This window comes from Neptuniibacter sp. 2_MG-2023 (assembly GCF_030547495.1).
Lineage (GTDB): Bacteria > Pseudomonadota > Gammaproteobacteria > Pseudomonadales > Balneatricaceae > Neptuniibacter.
Window position 1 is genome coordinate 128,564 of the sequence record NZ_JAUOQC010000009.1, and the last position, 16,583, is coordinate 145,146.

Sequence of the window (16,583 nt, forward strand, 5' to 3'; positions counted from 1 at the left end):
AGATTATTAGAGAGCAAAATAGATGAGTGATGAAACTGAAGATCAGCAAGCACTAGCTGATGAATGGGCTGCAGCAATGGAAGAGCAGGTCACTGATGAGGGTGGCGGCGCGGTTGATCCTGATGAGTTGTTAGCTGCAACGGGTGCTGTTGGAACATCGGTTGAGCTTGATGAATTACAGGATGAAGGGACACCAGTATCTGATCCAAAATTAGATGTCATCCTTGATATTCCTGTGACTTTGTCAATGGAAGTAGGTCAGACAGATATACCTATTAGTAATTTATTGCAGCTAAATCAGGGCTCTGTTATCGAGCTTGACCGAGTTGCTGGTGAGCCATTAGATGTGATGGTCAACGGGACTTTAATTGCACATGGTGAGGTTGTTGTAGTGAATGATCGCTATGGTATCAGGCTTACGGATGTTATTAGTCCACAAGAACGTATTAAGCGGCTGAAATAGCGGGATATGCGTCCAATACTTTTCTTAGCGTTCCTGATGCTATCGAACTCGGTTTTTGCAGGGGCGACAGCATCCTCAGCAAATACTTCTATGCCGAGTTCTATACCTCCAGCGTTTAAAGAGCCTTTCTCTGGGGAGGCTTTGATCCAGCTTGTAGTAGGCTTGTGCGTTGTCGTTGCAATCATATTTATATTGTCTTGGGTATTAAAACGTTTCTCTGGCATATCTTCTATGACAAAAAATATGCGTGTCGTCGGCGTCTTGCCGTTGAGTGCGCGTGAGAAAGCAGTTCTAGTTAAGGTTGGTCAGCAACATCTACTGCTAGGTGTTGCGCCTGGGCGAGTGTCCCGTCTACATGCTTTTGAGCCAGGTGAGATTGAGGAAGCGAATGATAAGAAAGCAGACAGCTTTTCTAATCGGTTAGCTGAGGTTGTGAAACAGCGTCGAGCTTCTGAAGAGAAGAGCGGAGATAGAGATGAATAAGCTGTTTTCAGTTCTTCTCTTTGTTGCTTTAGGGGCGACTGCATTTACAGTGGAAGCTGCGGATGTTGGTATACCCGCACTCACATTGACGACGGGTGAAAACGGCGAAACAAACTACAGCGTAACGCTGCAAGTGCTTGCGTTGATGACTATGCTGACGTTCTTGCCAGCTATGCTCATCATGATGACTTCATTTGCACGAATCATCATTGTTTTTTCCATCTTGCGTCAAGCGTTAGGGTTGCAACAAACGCCATCGAACCAGATTATGGTAGGTATGGCTATGTTTCTCACGCTTTTTATTATGACGCCCGTTTTGGATAAAGTGTATGTGGAAGCTGTGCAGCCTTATGCAAATGAAGAGCTGCCAATGTTAGAAGCGTTTCAGAAAGCGAGTGTTCCTTTTCGTGACTTTATGATGCTGCAAACACGAGAAAGTGATCTGGGTCTTTTTATGAAGATATCAGCAACTCCTGAGGTTGCTAGTGCGGACGAGATTCCATTTACTGTTCTGGTGCCTGCGTTTGTTACGAGCGAATTGAAAACGGCTTTTCAGATAGGGTTTATGTTGTTTATTCCTTTTCTGGTTATAGATCTTGTAGTGGCGAGTGTCTTAATGGCGATGGGTATGATGATGTTGTCGCCTGTCATTATTTCCCTTCCTTTCAAGATAATGTTATTTGTTCTTATAGATGGTTGGGCGCTGGTGATTGGTACTTTGGCGGCGAGTTTTGGAATTTAAAAGTGTAGAATCGGGACGTCGTCTATGACTCCAGAGGTTGTACTTAGTATATTTGGTGAGGCTTTTTGGCTAATTGTTCTTTTAGTCTCGGTGATTATTGTGCCGAGTTTGATTATTGGTTTAATTGTTTCAACCTTTCAGGCTGCCACACAGATTAACGAGCAGACCTTGAGCTTTCTTCCTCGTTTATTGATGACGATCCTTGTCATTATGTGGGCGGGGCCTTGGATCCTGAATACCTTGATGGAGCACTTTTCAGGATTGATCAAAAATATTCCTTATCTTATAGGTTAGCCCTTTGTTCGAGCTCAGTGTTCTACAGGTTGAACAATGGATCTCGGCTTTCTTTATGCCTTTTTTCCGTATAGCGTCATTTTTTATGGCTGTGCCTTTGCTGGGTAGTCAGTTAATTAATGCTCGTGTTCGGTTAATGCTTGCTCTGGCTGTCTCTATTGTTGTTGCACCTTTATTGCCTGATATGCCCCCTCTTGATAGCTTGAGTGTGAATACCTACCTTGTTATTGGTCAGCAGATTTTAGTTGGTGCAATGCTGGGATTTCTGTTTCAGGTTTTTTATCAGGTTTTTGTGCTAGGTGGGCAGATTATCGCTATGCAGATGGGTTTAGGTTTCGCATCTATGACGGACCCTACTAACGGTATTTCTGTGGTTATGTTGGGGCAGTTCTACCTGACATTGATTATGATGATATTTATCTCGCTCAATGGTCATTTAGTGATGATTGAGATTATTGTGCGAAGTTTTGATGTAGTGCCTGTCAGTCTTTCTGCGTTAGATCGTGAAAGTTACTGGAAAGTGGCGATGGCGGGTAGTTGGATGTTTTCTGCTGCAATGCTTATGGCGCTTCCAGCTGTTACTGCATTGTTAGTGGTTAATATGGCGTTCGGTATTATGTCTAGGGCCGCTCCCCAGCTTAATATCCTAGCGGTTGGTTTCCCTTTTACTATGGTGCTTGGATTGTTTATCAATTGGGTTAACTTGGGAGGGTTTCTCGATCAATATATGCGAATCTCTAGTTTTGTATTAGATTATATTGAGCATTTGTTTCTATAGGGGGGTCTTATGGCAGAAGATTCAGGTCAAGAGAAAACCGAAGACCCCACCCCCAAGCGAATACGTGAAGCCCGGGAAAAAGGCGATGTTCCGCGATCTAAGGAGCTCGCAACAACCTTGGTCTTGATGGCTGCTGTTTTCTCAGTCATTATTTTTGGCTCCCAGCTTGCTGAGCATATGCTTGGCATGATGGAGAGTAATTTTGTGCTTGATAGACAAGCTATTTTTGATCCGAATAAAATGCTTGCGCACTTTGATCTGTCGGTGTGGGATGCATTGCTGGGTTTGGCAGGTGTTTTTTTCTCTCTTCTTGTTGCCTCTATTGTTGGTCCTATCGCTTTAGGTGGATGGAATTTTAGCGCTGATTCTATTGCGCCTAAAGGTAGTCGCATTGACCCGTTGGCGGGTATTAAGCGAATGTTTTCCCTGAAGTCTTTAGTCGAGTTATTTAAAGCTATAGCAAAATTCTCTTTGGTGGGTGGGTTTGCCATTCTTATTCTTTGGAATATAAGGGGGGATCTTTTGGCTCTAGCTACGTTCGAGCCTAGGCCTGCAATAGACTCTGCGTTAGAGATTATTATCTGGGTGTTTATGGCATTGAGCGCGGTGTTGATATTGGTTGCAATGGTTGATGTACCTTATCAGCTCTATGAATACACCGAGAAAATGAAAATGACCTTGCAAGAGGTTAAAGATGAATTGAAAAATACTGAGGGGAAACCTGAAGTTAAGGGGCGTATCCGTCAGTTGCAGAGAGAGATTGCGCAGAGGCAGATGATGAGCGCAGTTCCAGAAGCCGATGTAGTGATCACTAACCCTACTCATTATGCGGTTGCATTGAAGTATGAGGGAGATGATAGGGCGGCGCCGATCATGGTTGCTAAAGGGGTGGATTTTGTTGCGCTGAAAATTAGAGAGGTGGCTGAGGCAAATGATGTACCTATACTATCTGCTCCGCCCTTAGCGCGTGCTATCTATAACTCTACTGAAATTAATGATGAAATCCCTTCAGGGTTGTATATGGCTGTGGCTCAAGTGTTGGCTTATGTGTTTCAGCTTAAGCGTTTTAAAAGTCGAGAAGCTGAACGGCCTACAGAGGTCAAGGTGGATGAATTACCTATTCCTGATGAGTTTAAAGACGATCTATAAATGGCTCGAAAATTGCATTTTCTTGCCATTGTGTAATTATTCGTCAAAAAAACAGCGTATTTTTTGTTTGTCTGTGTAAGTATGTGCTGAATTGGTCGAATGATACTTTTAAATAATGTTTTTTTGACGGTTTGGGGTTTGGGTGGATAAAGCGGTAATTCTCGATAATGTTCGCGGATTAAGTAAAGGCAATATAGGTGTGCCTTTGCTGCTGCTTGTTATCTTGGCGATGGTGACATTGCCTGTTCCGCCTTTTTTATTAGATGTGTTGTTCACGTTTAATATTGCTCTTTCTATTGTTGTTCTTTTGGTTTGTGTCTATTCAGACCGCCCTCTCGATTTTGCTATTTTTCCGACCATTATTCTGATTGCAACATTGATGCGCCTCTCCTTGAACGTAGCCTCAACCCGTGTGGTTCTCTTGGCTGGCCATGAGGGTGGTGATGCTGCCGGTAAGGTGATTGAAGCCTTTGGTGAGGTGGTTGTCGGCGGTAACTATGTAGTTGGTTTTGTTGTCTTCCTTATTCTGATCATTATCAACTTTGTTGTGGTGACTAAAGGTGCCGGACGTATATCAGAGGTAAGTGCTCGATTTACGTTGGATGCAATGCCCGGCAAACAGATGGCCATAGATGCGGACCTTAATGCTGGCCTTATTGGGCAAGAAGAGGCGCGAGCTCGCCGTCAAGATGTGACTCAAGAAGCTGATTTTTATGGTTCTATGGATGGTGCTTCAAAATTTGTTCGTGGCGATGCTGTAGCGGGTATTTTGATTTTGGTCATCAACTTGCTGGGCGGTTTGGGCATCGGCATGCTGCAGCATGATTTAGACTTTGAAACCGCTATGCGTTTCTATTCCCTATTAACCATCGGTGATGGGTTGGTTGCGCAGATACCGTCGTTATTACTATCTACCGCCGCGGCGATCATGGTTACCCGTCAAAATGTATCCCATGATATGGGGAAGCAAGTTATTTCCCAAATGTTTGCTTCGCCAAAGGCGTTGGCTGTCTCTGCTGGAATTATGACTATTATGGGGATTATTCCAGGTATGCCTCATGTGGCTTTCCTATCATTAGCAGCGGCTTCTGGAGGGGGTGCATGGTGGATTATTCAGAAAGAGAAACAGAAGGTATCTGATGAAGCTGTGTTGGCGAAAGAGCAGGCCGAATTGCCAAAAGAAGACGATTCTGAGAAGAAAGATCTAGACTGGGATGATGTGATGCCGGTTGATATGATCGGTCTTGAAGTGGGTTACCGTTTGATTCCTATGGTCGACAAAATGCAGGGTGGGCAGCTGCTGAGTCGTATTAAGGGGGTGCGTAAAAAGCTATCTCAAGACTTAGGTTTTTTGGTTCCCTCTGTTCATATTCGCGATAACCTTGACCTTTTACCGGGTGCGTATCGTATTACCTTAATGGGTGTTGTAGTGGGTGAGTCTGAAGTTTATCCAGATAGAGAGCTTGCGATAAACCCAGGTCAGGTCTTTGGTAAGTTGCAGGGTGTTGAAGTTAAAGATCCTGCTTTTGGGCTTGATGCGATCTGGATTGAGCAGTCTCAAAAAGAACAGGCTCAGTCTCTAGGTTATACGGTTGTCGATGCGTCTACAGTGGTTGCTACGCATTTGAATCAATTGCTTCAAGTGCATGCGCATGAGTTGTTAGGCCATGAAGAAGTGCAGCAGCTTCTTGATATGTTGACCAAAACTTCCCCTAAGCTGGTGGAAGAGCTGGTTCCGGGCAAGCTCTCTTTCAGTGTGCTATTGAAGGTATTGCAGAACTTGTTAATGGAACAGGTGCCTTTAAAAGATTTTCGAACGATTGCGGAATCACTGGCTGATGCCGTGAGTCGAACTCAAGATCCACTAGGATTAACAGCGGCTGTCCGAATTTCGTTAGCGCGTTTAATTGTTCAGAATATTAATGGTTCAGAGCCTGAATTACCTGTTATTACCTTGGCTCCACAGTTGGAGCAGTTGTTATTGAATTCTGTGCAGCAAGGGCAAGATAATGGTTTAGTTTTGGAGCCGGGTATGGCTGAGCGATTACAATCGTCTTTATCTGAAACGGCTACACAGCAAGAGATGATGGGGCGTCCTTCAGTGCTTTTGGTTGCAGCGCCTGTTAGGCCGTTAATGTCTAAGTTTGTTCGTTATGGTGAGCATCAGATCCATGTGCTCTCCTATCAGGAAATTCCTGAAAATAAAAAGGTCACTATCGTTGCGACGGTGGGAGGTGAAGTTAATGGTTAAGTATATTTTAGCTGAGCCTTATTTGGCCGATAAGGAATTGATATGAAAGTGAAACGTTACTTCGCACCAGATATGCGACAGGCCATGCGTAGGGTTCGGGATGAAATCGGTCCTGATGCCGTCATTGTATCGAACCATCGCGTTGCGGGTGGTGTTGAGGTTGTTGCTGCCCATGAAAACGATTATGAAGCGGCACAGCAAGAGTTTTCTCGTAAGAAGAAAATAGAGCAGAAGCGCCAAAGCCAAATTGACGTCTTAACTCATGGTCAAAAAGGGGATCTTGCAAGTGAATTGCAAAAGGCCCGAATGCAGATCGCTGAAGCTGAGATGGGGGGTGGTCAAAATTATGACACATCTGGCAAAGTTAATCGGCAGCTTGATAATGATGATGATGAGTTGCGCGCAATCTTAGCGTCACTTAAAGAGAGGCAGAAGCAGAAAGCGGATGCAGCTCACCGAAATTTCATGACGGGTTCGGTGCTTGATGACGCCGATCTTGGTCTCGATCTGCGTGAAGAGCTATCAATCTCTCAGCCTGAAGAGGAGATGGGAAGTAGCTTAATTAGATCAATGCAGAATGAAATTGAACAGCTCAAAAATCTATTAAGTCAGCAGGCTTTATCGGCAACAAATGTTAATTCTAGTTTTTCCAAGCCCCCATTGCAGCGAAAGTTGGAGATGTTGGGCGTCAGTGAAAAATTATCAGCCCATCTTTTAGGTTCAATGGAAGTGGGGCTGCCGCCTAATAAAGCATGGAAAAATGCTTTGTCTCGCTTATCGGATTCTATTCCTGTGCTTGGTGAAGATTTTATTGAGCGTGGTGGTATGGTTGCATTTGTAGGACCTACAGGTGTAGGTAAAACAACCACTATAGGTAAGCTGGCGGCGCGTTATGTATTGAAGTATGGCAGTTCAAGCTTAGCCTTAGTGACAACTGATACATTCCGTATAGCAGCCCATGAACAGTTGCGGACATTTGGGCGTATCTTAGATGTCCCTGTCAGGGTTGTTGATGCAGCGAATAGCTTAGATGATGTTCTGCACTCTCTGAAAAATAAACGTCTCGTACTTATTGATACGGCGGGGCTGAATGCGCAAGAGCCGCATAGCGAGGCGCAGTTGGAGATGCTTGAAAGTGTAACTTTGCGTCTAAAAAAACTATTAGTCGTTTCTTGTAGTAGTCAGCGCCGAGTCGTCGAACAAGCTTTTAATGTTTATAAAAGTCTTGGGTTGAATGGTTGTGTCTTAAGCAAAATGGATGAGTCAGGTAGTTTGGGTGAGGCGATCTCGCTAATTGTGGAAAAACGCCTGCCTGTGACTTATGTCACTGATGGGCAACGCATACCTGATGATATCGATATTGCCCAAAAACATGAGCTTGTAAGTCGAGCTGTGATTACGGCGCAAAGAGCAATTGAAGCTGAAAAAAATGCGGTCGCGTTAGACTCAGCGTATAAAATGGGTTAGTGGTGAAATAATGATTGATCAACATAGGCCCGTTAAAGTAATTGCTGTGACTGGCGGGAAGGGAGGCGTTGGTAAAACAAACGTTTCTGTTAACTTGGCGATGGCATTAAGTGATTTAGGGCACCGTACTGTTTTAATGGACGCTGATTTAGGATTGGCGAATGTTGATGTGTTGCTTGGTTTGCGCCCGAAAAAAAATATTGCAGATGTTTTAAGTGGTGAGTGTGGGCTAAAAGAGGTCATGCTGGATGTCTGTGAAAATTTAAAAATTGTACCTGCTTGTTCTGGTACGCAGGAGATGACAGCGCTCTCTCCTCATGAACATGCAGAGTTAATCCATGCTTTTAATGAGGTTTCTGATGATATTGATGCGTTAATCATTGACACCGCGGCAGGTATTTCGGATTCTGTGGTTAGTTTTGTTAAAGCCGCTCAGGAAGTGCTGGTTGTTGTATGTGATGAACCTACGTCAATTACAGATGCCTATGCTTTAATTAAACTGTTAAATCGTGATTATAAAATGACGCGCTTTCGTGTCCTTGCCAATATGGTAAGAACGGACAATGAAGGTAGAAATATGTTTGGTAAGTTATTAACAGTTACTGATCGGTTTCTTGATGTCACGCTTCAATATGTGGGTTCAATCCCTTATGATGAAAATGTTCGTAAAGCGGTGCAACGCCAAGTCGCTGTTTTAAAAGCTTTTCCAAAGAGCAAAGTATCCTTGGCATATCGTCAATTAGCGAATAAAGTAAATGGGTGGCCAGTTCAGACTGTGCCCCGAGGTCATTTAGAGTTTTTTGTTGAGCGGCTTGTACAAGGAGCTCGCCCATCGGATTGATAAAGAGGCAGTATGTACAACCAGCTGCAATTACAATCGAGTGATGAGTTAATTCAGCAGTATGCGCCGCTAGTTAAACGTATCGCCCATCACTTACTGGCTCGATTGCCAGCCACAGTGTTGCTCGATGACTTAATTCAAGCGGGTATGATTGGCCTGCTTGAGGCGGCCAAACGATACGATGCTGCAAAAGGTGCTAGCTTTGAAACTTATGCAGGGATTCGCATTCGTGGCTCTATTATTGATGAGGTGCGCCGTGGAGATTGGACTCCGCGGTCAGTACACCGAAATAGTCGGCGAGTGACTGAGGCAATTCAGCAGATAGAATCACGGACAGGTCGAGATGCGAGTGATGCTTCAGTAGCAAAGGAACTGGGGATCTCTGTGGATGAATACCACAATCTGTTAAAAGATACCCTTGATAGCCGTTTATTTAGCTTTGAAGAGATGATTAATCCTCAGCATGAAGGGCCAGGTGAATCATTTGCCAATGATGACCCTGGGCCAAATCAGCATTTCGAGCGAGAATCATTTTTAAAAGCACTAAGTGGCGCTATAAATAATTTGCCGGAACGGGAAAAATTAGTATTAGCGCTCTATTATGATGAAGAGCTTAATTTAAAAGAGATTGGTCAAATTTTAGGGGTTAGTGAATCTAGGGTAAGCCAGATTCATAGTCAGGCAGCACTAAGATTGCGGTCGCGATTAAGCGAATGGCAATAATAGGTTGCTAAGACTCAACGTAATTGCGGTAATTTAGTGTAGACTCAATGGGTTGCGCAGAGTTAATTGGAGGCTGGTCTTGAATAAAGACATGAAGATTCTTGTAGTGGATGATTTCTCCACAATGAGACGAATTATAAAAAACTTATTACGTGACTTGGGCATGACAAATGTTCTTGAAGCGGATGATGGGCAGACTGCTTTGCCAATTCTGAAGCAAGGCGGTATTGATTTCTTAGTGACTGACTGGAATATGCCAGGCATGACTGGGATTGATCTCTTGAAAGAGGTTCGTTCTGATCCTAATTTGGCCGCAATGCCAGTATTAATGGTTACTGCTGAAGCTAAAAAAGAGCAAATCATTGCTGCCGCTCAGGCTGGGGTGAATGGTTATGTCGTTAAACCGTTCACTGCTGCGGTACTTAAGGCAAAGATTGACAAAATCTTTGAGCGCCTGAGTTAAATAATAAAAGGTCAGTTTTAAATGATTTCAGAAACAGGCAATGGCTTAAGTCACTTTGAAATGGAATTGCAGTTGAAGGCGCAGGAACTTGTTTCTGTTCTCAACGAAGGTAAATTACCTGATGCGATGGAGATTATTCGCGAACTTCATGAGTTTCGTCACCAGACGTTTTTTAGTGAAGTAGGGCATCTTACGAGAGGGCTGCATGAGGCCATTAAATCGTTCTCAAGTGAGTTAGGACGAAGCCTCAATATTGATGGAACTCCTCAAGCTGAGACTGATGCTGCTGAACGTTTAAACTATGTCATTGAAGTAACCGAAAAAAATGCTCACGAGACAATGGATCGTGTTGATAAAGCTTTAGTACTGGTTGATAAATTAGATAAACAGAGTGAACGGTTTAAAGATTTACTGCTTTTGGTTGGTCAGTTAGAAAAAGAACATGATTCGCTTAAGGGTGTTTATGACCGAACATGTGCGGTAAAGGAAGAGTCAGAACAAACCATTAGTACCTTGCGTGAAGAACTAACAGATATTGTTGTATCTCAGAGCTATCAAGATATTACCGGCCAACTAATTCGCCGAGTCATTAATCTCGTTACAAATGTTGAAGACCATCTCGTCGCGTTGATGGGAATGGCTGCTCAAGTTGAAAGAATATCGGGCGTTGATATGTCCATAGAGTCTGACGATAAGCAGACTAATAATAAGAATCCTATTCAGGCTGAAGGGCCGCAAATCAGGAAAGAACATGCTGATGTTGTCAGTGACCAAGATGAAGTCGATGATTTGTTATCCAGTCTGGGTTTTTAAGAGGAGCGCCATATGAGTTTGGAAGTGGATCAGGAAATTCTTGAAGACTTTCTTGTCGAAGCAGGAGAAATCCTTGAGCAGTTATCCGAACAGTTAGTCGACCTGGAACAGCGTCCAGACGATAGTGATCTGCTCAATGCAATTTTTCGAGGATTCCATACAGTAAAAGGTGGCGCAGGCTTTTTGCAATTAGAGCCTATGGTCGATTGTTGCCATAACGCAGAAAACCTATTTGATATGCTGCGCAATGGTGACATTAAAGTCACTTCTGAACTTATGGATGTTGTGCTCCAAGCTTTAGATAGTGTCAATGTTATGTTTGAAGCTGTGCGTAATGGCGAGGTACTCGAACAAGCTAATCCACAACTGATCCAAGCTTTAGTAGCGTTTACTAAGGGTGAAGCCCCAAAACCTGTTGCTGCTGAAACTGTCCCAGCCCCAGCCCCAGCCCCAGCCCCAGTTCCGGCATCGAGTGCGCCTAATTCACAGGATCCAACAATTGATGAATTTGATATGCTGTTGGATGATCTTGGTGACTTGCCTGAGGTCGCTCCGGAGGTTAATGAAGCGCCTGTAGATGATGGCCTTATTACCGATGATGAATTTGATGCCTTGTTGGATGAATTACATGGTCCAGGTAAAGGGCCGGATGCAGCGGTAGCAACTAAAGAGCCACCTGCTGTTGATGATTCTGCCGATCCTGAGCTAATTACAGACGATGAATTTGAAGCTTTATTAGATGAGCTACAAGCACAAGGTAAAGGTGCTTTTGTGGAAGCGCCTGCTGTTGAAGCAGTACATGAACCCGCTCCCGCTCCTACTCCAGCGCCGGCCGCTGTTGTAGCGCCAGCCCCTGTTGCTGCTGTAGCGCCTACTCCAACGCCAGTGGCTGAAAAGAAAGAAAGCGCCGTTTCCGCCGTTGTTAAAGCGGCTCACCAACAAGCCAAACCTCAGCCAGAAAGTAATGTGCGTGTAGATACGCGCTTACTTGATAAAATTATGAACATGGTAGGTGAGCTGGTACTTGTCAGGAATCGACTGGTCCGTTTAGGGGTTACCCGCGAAGATGAAGAGATGGCAAAAGCACTCGGCACTTTAGATATGGTAACCGCTGATCTGCAAATGTCGGTGATGAAAACGCGAATGCAGCCGGTGAAAAAAGTATTTGGCCGTTTTCCGCGTTTAATTCGAGACCTATCTCGAAATTTAAAGAAAGAGATTCGCCTTGAGCTACGGGGTGAAGAGACAGACTTAGATAAAAATTTGGTTGAAGCCTTGGCTGATCCGCTTATTCACTTAGTGCGTAATGCGGTTGACCATGGTATCGAAGCGCCTGATGTCAGGGCTGCTGCAGGTAAAGATCGTGAAGGTCATGTGCTTCTATCTGCAGAGCAGGAAGGCGATCACATTCTGTTGATAATACAGGATGATGGTGCCGGAATGGATGCAGAGAAGCTACGAGAGCTCGCTATTGAACGCGGTATGATGGATGCTGAAGCTGCTCGCAGACTGACTGAACAGGAGTGTTTTAACCTGATATTTGCGGCAGGTTTCTCAACTAAGAAAGAGATTTCTGATGTGTCTGGCCGTGGTGTCGGCATGGATGTAGTTAAAACTAAGATTACCCAGCTGAATGGTACATTGAGTATTGATTCAGTGATCGGCCAAGGTTCACGTATAGCGATTCAGGTTCCTTTAACATTAGCTATTATGCCAACCTTAATGGTTATCTTAGAGGAGCAAGCCTTTGCTCTGCCTCTTGTAAATGTAAATGAAATATTCAATCTTGATTTAACAAAAACAAACGTAGTTGATGGGCAGCAAGTAATTATCGTGCGCGATCAAGCGTTACCGCTTTTCCATCTAAAACGTTGGTTGATTGATGGCCTGCAAAGTGCTGACCTTCCTGAACAAGGGCATGTGGTTATTGTAACTGTAGGTACGCAACGAGTGGGTTTTGTTGTTGATCAGTTGGTTGGTCAAGAAGAGGTCGTGATCAAGCCATTAGGTACTATTCTACATGGCACTCCAGGACTTTCTGGTGCGACAATTACAGGTGATGGCCGGATTGCATTGATTATTGATATCCCCAACTTGCTTAAACATTACGCTTCTTAATAACTTCGATAGGAGCGTGATTTATGCCAGTTAAGGTGCTGATTGTTGATGATTCCGGTTTTTTTAGACATCGTATCAGCGATCTACTTTCTGGGGATTGTCGAATAGAGGTTGTAGGCACCGCAAAAAATGGTAAAGAGGCTATAGAGCAAGCTAAGGCCCTGCGCCCTAACCTTATTACTATGGACGTTGAAATGCCCCAAATGAATGGTATTGAAGCTGTTCGGGTCATAATGCGTGAATGCCCTACAAATATCTTGATGCTCTCATCATTAACATCTGAGGGAGCACGAGTCACTATACAAGCGCTTGAGGCAGGGGCACTTGATTACCTTTCTAAGGATATGCGTGCATGGATGGCGCATTCCGGCTCTTTAGAGAAGCAACTGCGTGACAAGGTTGTGGCGTTAGGACGTTCTCGGCATGCAGGGTTGCGGAATCGTTTTTCTGATCCAAGTGCTAGCTCATCTAGAGTGTTTAAGTCAGAACCAGTATCGACACTCAAGACATCGTTGGATGTTACTTCGCCTAGATCACCCACCTCCAGTAATCGTTTTGCATCTAATAGCGCTCAAGCTGGGCAGACAAAAGAGACCGCGAAGACAGCCCCTCGTCCATCTCAAAGCGCTTATGGAAAAAAGGTCGTGCCTGATTGTAGAGTCGTTGTTATAGGCTCATCGACTGGAGGGCCCGCTGCACTACAGCAAATTTTGACACAGATTCCTGCTAACTTCCCCCATCCTATTTTACTGGTTCAGCATATGCCAAAAGCGTTTACATCAGTGTTTGCTACGCGCTTAGATCAACAGTGTGATATTGCAGTGAAAGAAGCGGAAGATGGCGACTTTTTGAAGCCTGGTAGAGCATTGCTTGCACCGGGCGGGTGTCAGATGATTATTGATCCACGCAGTACTGATAAAATTAAGATCATGCCAGGTGATGATAGACTGACCTATAAGCCAAGTGTGGATGTTACTTATGCGTCCGTGGCAAAAAGTTTTGGTAAAAAAGTGTTAGCGATCATATTAACAGGCATGGGAGCGGATGGTTGTGATGGCGCAAGAATGCTAAGGCAGCAAGGTGCAACAATTTGGGCTCAAAATAAAGAAAGTTGCACTATCTATGGAATGCCTCAGGCAGTTATTAATGCGGGACTGGCCGATGCTGTTTTTGATCTCACTGAATTAGTTTCTATTCTCGGTAGTAAAAGGCCTTAATCTATGGACTTAACTGCAATACTTGGTGTCTTAATAGCTCTAGCTGCGGTACTTGGGGGTAATCTTCTTGAAGGTGGGCAGTTACAGGAATTACTGAACGTGCCCGCGGCGGTGATTGTTATTGGTGGGACGTTCGCTGCGGCTATTATCCAGTCACCTGGTCAAGATGTTGCAAGAGCATTCAGGCTTGTTGGTTGGGCGTTTGGGCGTAATAAACAAGATCTCAGTCAGAATGTTGATAAAATCGTTAGCTGGTGTGTTATTGCTAGGCGAAAAGGTTTATTAGCTTTAGAGGCTGAAGCAGATAAAGAAAAAGATTCTTTTATAAAAGTAGGTTTGCTTTTGCTTGCTGATGGTAAAGGTCCAGACATTCTCCGTAGTACCTTAGAGGTTGAGCTTGTCACTTTAGAGCAACGAGACCTTCAGGGGGCAAAAGTGATTGAAAGTATGGGCGGCTATGCACCGACATTAGGTATTATTGGTGCAGTGCTTGGGTTAATTCATGTGATGAGTAATCTCTCAGATCCAGCTGCATTAGGTGCAGGTATAGCTACTGCGTTCGTTGCTACAATATACGGTATAGGTATTGCGAACTTATTTTTGATCCCTGTCGCCAATAAAATTAAAAGTTTAGTGCTAATGCGTTACCAGCATCAAGAGATGATTTTGGATGGGTTGATGTCTATAGCAGAAGGGCAGAACCCCAAGGCAATTCAACAGCGTTTACAAGGGTATTTAGGTTAGATGCCACGTCGACAAAAAATAGACAGCGGCCCAAGAAATGACCGATGGGTTATTTCTTATGCGGACTTTATTACCCTACTGTTTGCTTTTTTTGTCGTCATGTACGCTATCTCTTCAGTCAATGAAGAAAAGTATAAACACTTAACGGAAGCGCTTTCTGGCGTGTTTGTTGGTCTGAATCAAGGTGAAGAGGTCAATAAAACAACGACTGAAGGGAGTAGTAATAGTGGGTTTGGTGTTTTTACGGGTGGGAAAACAGATGTTGATGCGCCAGAAGTAACGATTTCAGTACCGGATCAAGAAGAAACGAATGCTTTAAAGGCGTTACAAGAGGAGATGGAAGTTGATTTTTCCTCATTGATTGATGATGGACAGATTAAAATTACAGGTAATGATCTTTGGCTTTCAATTGAATTGAGGTCAAATTACTTATTTCCCTCTGGTGGCGCATTACCTAATGCTGCAGCAGATGAATTATTAGATAAAATAGCGGAAATGCTGAAAGGTAGAGAAAATCCTATCCATGTGGAAGGGTTTACGGATAACCAAAAAATATCTACAGACGCATTTCCGTCAAATTGGGAACTCTCTGCTGCACGTGCAGCCGCTGTCGTCCGGTTGCTTGCGTATTTTGGTGTAGAACCTGAACGTATGGCCGCTGTAGGTTATGGTGAATTTCAGCCGGCTTACAGCAACAGAACAGCGGAAGGGCAAAGATTAAATCGCCGAGTGCTGATTGTTGTATCTCGAGATGAAAAAGTGCGGAGAACAGTCTCTTCATTTGGTAGTCAGCAAGTAAGTGCTGATGCTGTATCAACTGTTTTCGCTAATCCAGATAAAAAAGAGCTCCCAGTTATCGAGCAAATTGAAACCGGTGATGGCGAGGTCTTGTTCCGACGAGCAGAGCCTGATTCTTCACAGCAGGAAGAAAGATAAATGCATGTATGGTCTGTAGCCAATCAAAAAGGTGGGGTCGGTAAAACGACGACGGTTGTGACAGTAGCTGGGCTACTGGCCGAGGTCGGTTATCGCGTTTTATTAGTCGATCTGGACCCTCATGGTTCTTTAACAAGTTATTTCGGCTATGACCCAGATGAGTTGGAGCATAGTGTTTATGACCTGTTTGCGACCAAGAATAAAATTAATCGTGAAGGGGTTAAACGTTTATTGTTGAAAAGTAGCCATGAACGTATTGATCTGATTCCAGCGTCCACTGCTATGGCGACTCTAGAAAGGAAAGCTATAGGCGAGCAAGGTATGGGGCTGCAGGTCGCAAAAGCTTTGGCTCAAGTTCGTGATAGTTATGATTATGTGTTGATTGATAGCCCGCCGGTTTTAGGCGTGTTGATGGTTAATGCTTTGGCTGCATGTCAGCATTTATTGGTTCCTGTGCAGACAGAGTTTTTAGCGTTAAAAGGCTTAGAACGTATGGTGCGTACTATTAGTATGATTAATAGAGCCCGTAGTAAAAATAAGAAACTATCATTTACGATCATTCCAACTTTTTATGATCGCCGTACCCAGGCCTCTGTTAGTAGTTTGCGTGAATTGCATAATAAATACCCGAATGAAATCTCCAATGCAGTCATACCAGTAGATACCAAGTTCCGTAATGCTAGTATCCGAGGACTTGTTCCCTCTGTTATGGATTCAAGCAGCCGAGGGGTTCATTCATATGCACGATTATTGCGTTCGTTGCTTGAGCGTCAAAAGCAGGAGGTTCTATGAGTAAGTCCAAAAAGAACCTAGAAACGTTGGATGAAGTTCAAGGTGTTCAGAAATTAGTTTTTGATTATTTAGAGTCTCTTCTGTCGGATCCTGATGCAGGTATAGATACTGAAGCAGAGATTGCGGCCATAAATAGACAGATGGCGGCTGAAGAAAAAGAAAAGAATCAAGTTTCTGAGAGTATCGAAGAAACAGATGTTGTGATCGAAATGGTAGCTAAGGACAATACTGTAGAGCCAGAGCCAGAGCCAGAGCCAGAGCCAGAGCCAGAGCCAGAGCCAGAGCCAGAGCCAGAGCCAGAGCCAGAGC

General features: G+C 44.1%; 18 protein-coding genes. All 18 read left to right on the forward strand.

Features of this window, described 5'->3' with window-relative positions; translation table 11 throughout:
• Nucleotides 1-22: 22 nt before the first annotated feature.
• A complete protein-coding gene (gene fliN, locus Q4486_RS10390) occupies nucleotides 23-463 on the forward strand; it encodes a flagellar motor switch protein FliN (RefSeq protein WP_303418617.1) in 441 nt (146 codons plus the stop codon).
• A gap of 6 nt (nucleotides 464-469) precedes the next feature.
• On the forward strand, nucleotides 470-946 hold the full coding sequence (gene fliO, locus Q4486_RS10395; RefSeq protein WP_303519357.1) for a flagellar biosynthetic protein FliO: 477 nt from the start codon (nucleotides 470-472) through the stop codon (nucleotides 944-946).
• Complete coding sequence (gene fliP / locus Q4486_RS10400) at nucleotides 939-1,688, forward strand: flagellar type III secretion system pore protein FliP (RefSeq protein ID WP_303418611.1); 750 nt, start codon at nucleotides 939-941, stop codon at nucleotides 1,686-1,688. The genes fliO and fliP overlap by 8 nt, the downstream gene beginning before the upstream one ends.
• 24 nt (nucleotides 1,689-1,712) lie before the next feature.
• Entirely contained in the window at nucleotides 1,713-1,982 is a 270-nt protein-coding gene (fliQ, locus tag Q4486_RS10405) for a flagellar biosynthesis protein FliQ (protein WP_303418608.1), read from the forward strand.
• Nucleotides 1,983-1,986: 4 nt separating this feature from the next.
• Nucleotides 1,987-2,760, forward strand: a complete 774-nt coding sequence (gene fliR / locus Q4486_RS10410; protein ID WP_303418606.1) for a flagellar biosynthetic protein FliR — start codon at nucleotides 1,987-1,989, stop codon at nucleotides 2,758-2,760.
• A 9-nt stretch (nucleotides 2,761-2,769) separates the two neighbouring features.
• Nucleotides 2,770-3,909 (forward strand): flagellar biosynthesis protein FlhB, encoded by a 1,140-nt coding sequence (gene flhB, locus Q4486_RS10415; RefSeq protein ID WP_303519358.1) that lies wholly within the window; start codon nucleotides 2,770-2,772, stop codon nucleotides 3,907-3,909.
• A gap of 142 nt (nucleotides 3,910-4,051) precedes the next feature.
• A complete protein-coding gene (gene flhA / locus Q4486_RS10420) occupies nucleotides 4,052-6,160 on the forward strand; it encodes a flagellar biosynthesis protein FlhA (protein WP_303418601.1) in 2,109 nt (702 codons plus the stop codon).
• 42 nt (nucleotides 6,161-6,202) lie between these two features.
• A complete protein-coding gene (gene flhF, locus Q4486_RS10425; RefSeq protein ID WP_303418598.1) occupies nucleotides 6,203-7,627 on the forward strand; it encodes a flagellar biosynthesis protein FlhF in 1,425 nt (474 codons plus the stop codon).
• 10 nt (nucleotides 7,628-7,637) lie between these two features.
• Complete coding sequence (locus tag Q4486_RS10430) at nucleotides 7,638-8,468, forward strand: MinD/ParA family protein (protein ID WP_303418596.1); 831 nt, start codon at nucleotides 7,638-7,640, stop codon at nucleotides 8,466-8,468.
• Between the two features lie 12 nt (nucleotides 8,469-8,480).
• On the forward strand, nucleotides 8,481-9,191 hold the full coding sequence (locus tag Q4486_RS10435) for an RNA polymerase sigma factor FliA (protein WP_303418595.1): 711 nt from the start codon (nucleotides 8,481-8,483) through the stop codon (nucleotides 9,189-9,191).
• A 91-nt stretch (nucleotides 9,192-9,282) separates the two neighbouring features.
• Nucleotides 9,283-9,654, forward strand: a complete 372-nt coding sequence (locus Q4486_RS10440; protein WP_067866463.1) for a response regulator — start codon at nucleotides 9,283-9,285, stop codon at nucleotides 9,652-9,654.
• Nucleotides 9,655-9,675: 21 nt separating this feature from the next.
• On the forward strand, nucleotides 9,676-10,467 hold the full coding sequence (locus Q4486_RS10445) for a protein phosphatase CheZ (protein WP_303418591.1): 792 nt from the start codon (nucleotides 9,676-9,678) through the stop codon (nucleotides 10,465-10,467).
• 12 nt (nucleotides 10,468-10,479) lie between these two features.
• Complete coding sequence (locus tag Q4486_RS10450) at nucleotides 10,480-12,585, forward strand: chemotaxis protein CheA (protein WP_303519359.1); 2,106 nt, start codon at nucleotides 10,480-10,482, stop codon at nucleotides 12,583-12,585.
• 23 nt (nucleotides 12,586-12,608) lie between these two features.
• Nucleotides 12,609-13,802, forward strand: coding sequence for a chemotaxis response regulator protein-glutamate methylesterase (locus Q4486_RS10455; RefSeq protein WP_303519360.1), 1,194 nt, complete (start codon nucleotides 12,609-12,611; stop codon nucleotides 13,800-13,802).
• A gap of 3 nt (nucleotides 13,803-13,805) precedes the next feature.
• The gene (locus Q4486_RS10460; RefSeq protein ID WP_303418583.1) at nucleotides 13,806-14,546 is read left to right on the forward strand and encodes a flagellar motor protein; all 741 of its coding nucleotides are present in this window, start codon (nucleotides 13,806-13,808) and stop codon (nucleotides 14,544-14,546) included.
• Nucleotides 14,547-15,482, forward strand: coding sequence for a flagellar motor protein MotD (motD, locus tag Q4486_RS10465; protein WP_303418580.1), 936 nt, complete (start codon nucleotides 14,547-14,549; stop codon nucleotides 15,480-15,482).
• Nucleotides 15,483-16,274, forward strand: coding sequence for a ParA family protein (locus Q4486_RS10470; protein WP_067866450.1), 792 nt, complete (start codon nucleotides 15,483-15,485; stop codon nucleotides 16,272-16,274).
• A partial coding sequence (locus Q4486_RS10475; RefSeq protein WP_303418575.1) for a hypothetical protein occupies nucleotides 16,271-16,583 on the forward strand: 313 nt, incomplete at its 3' end. The genes Q4486_RS10470 and Q4486_RS10475, both read left to right, overlap by 4 nt.

Coding starts and splice junctions, on each gene's coding strand:
- motD (WP_303418580.1), top strand. CDS start 14,547: ATGCCACGTCGACAAAAAATAGACAGCGGCCCAAGAAATGACCGATGG.
- Q4486_RS10450 (WP_303519359.1), top strand. CDS start 10,480: ATGAGTTTGGAAGTGGATCAGGAAATTCTTGAAGACTTTCTTGTCGAA.
- fliN (WP_303418617.1), top strand. CDS start 23: ATGAGTGATGAAACTGAAGATCAGCAAGCACTAGCTGATGAATGGGCT.
- fliO (WP_303519357.1), top strand. CDS start 470: ATGCGTCCAATACTTTTCTTAGCGTTCCTGATGCTATCGAACTCGGTT.
- Q4486_RS10455 (WP_303519360.1), top strand. CDS start 12,609: ATGCCAGTTAAGGTGCTGATTGTTGATGATTCCGGTTTTTTTAGACAT.
- Q4486_RS10460 (WP_303418583.1), top strand. CDS start 13,806: ATGGACTTAACTGCAATACTTGGTGTCTTAATAGCTCTAGCTGCGGTA.
- Q4486_RS10445 (WP_303418591.1), top strand. CDS start 9,676: ATGATTTCAGAAACAGGCAATGGCTTAAGTCACTTTGAAATGGAATTG.
- Q4486_RS10435 (WP_303418595.1), top strand. CDS start 8,481: ATGTACAACCAGCTGCAATTACAATCGAGTGATGAGTTAATTCAGCAG.
- fliP (WP_303418611.1), top strand. CDS start 939: ATGAATAAGCTGTTTTCAGTTCTTCTCTTTGTTGCTTTAGGGGCGACT.
- Q4486_RS10470 (WP_067866450.1), top strand. CDS start 15,483: ATGCATGTATGGTCTGTAGCCAATCAAAAAGGTGGGGTCGGTAAAACG.
- fliQ (WP_303418608.1), top strand. CDS start 1,713: ATGACTCCAGAGGTTGTACTTAGTATATTTGGTGAGGCTTTTTGGCTA.
- flhF (WP_303418598.1), top strand. CDS start 6,203: ATGAAAGTGAAACGTTACTTCGCACCAGATATGCGACAGGCCATGCGT.
- flhB (WP_303519358.1), top strand. CDS start 2,770: ATGGCAGAAGATTCAGGTCAAGAGAAAACCGAAGACCCCACCCCCAAG.
- Q4486_RS10440 (WP_067866463.1), top strand. CDS start 9,283: ATGAAGATTCTTGTAGTGGATGATTTCTCCACAATGAGACGAATTATA.
- Q4486_RS10430 (WP_303418596.1), top strand. CDS start 7,638: ATGATTGATCAACATAGGCCCGTTAAAGTAATTGCTGTGACTGGCGGG.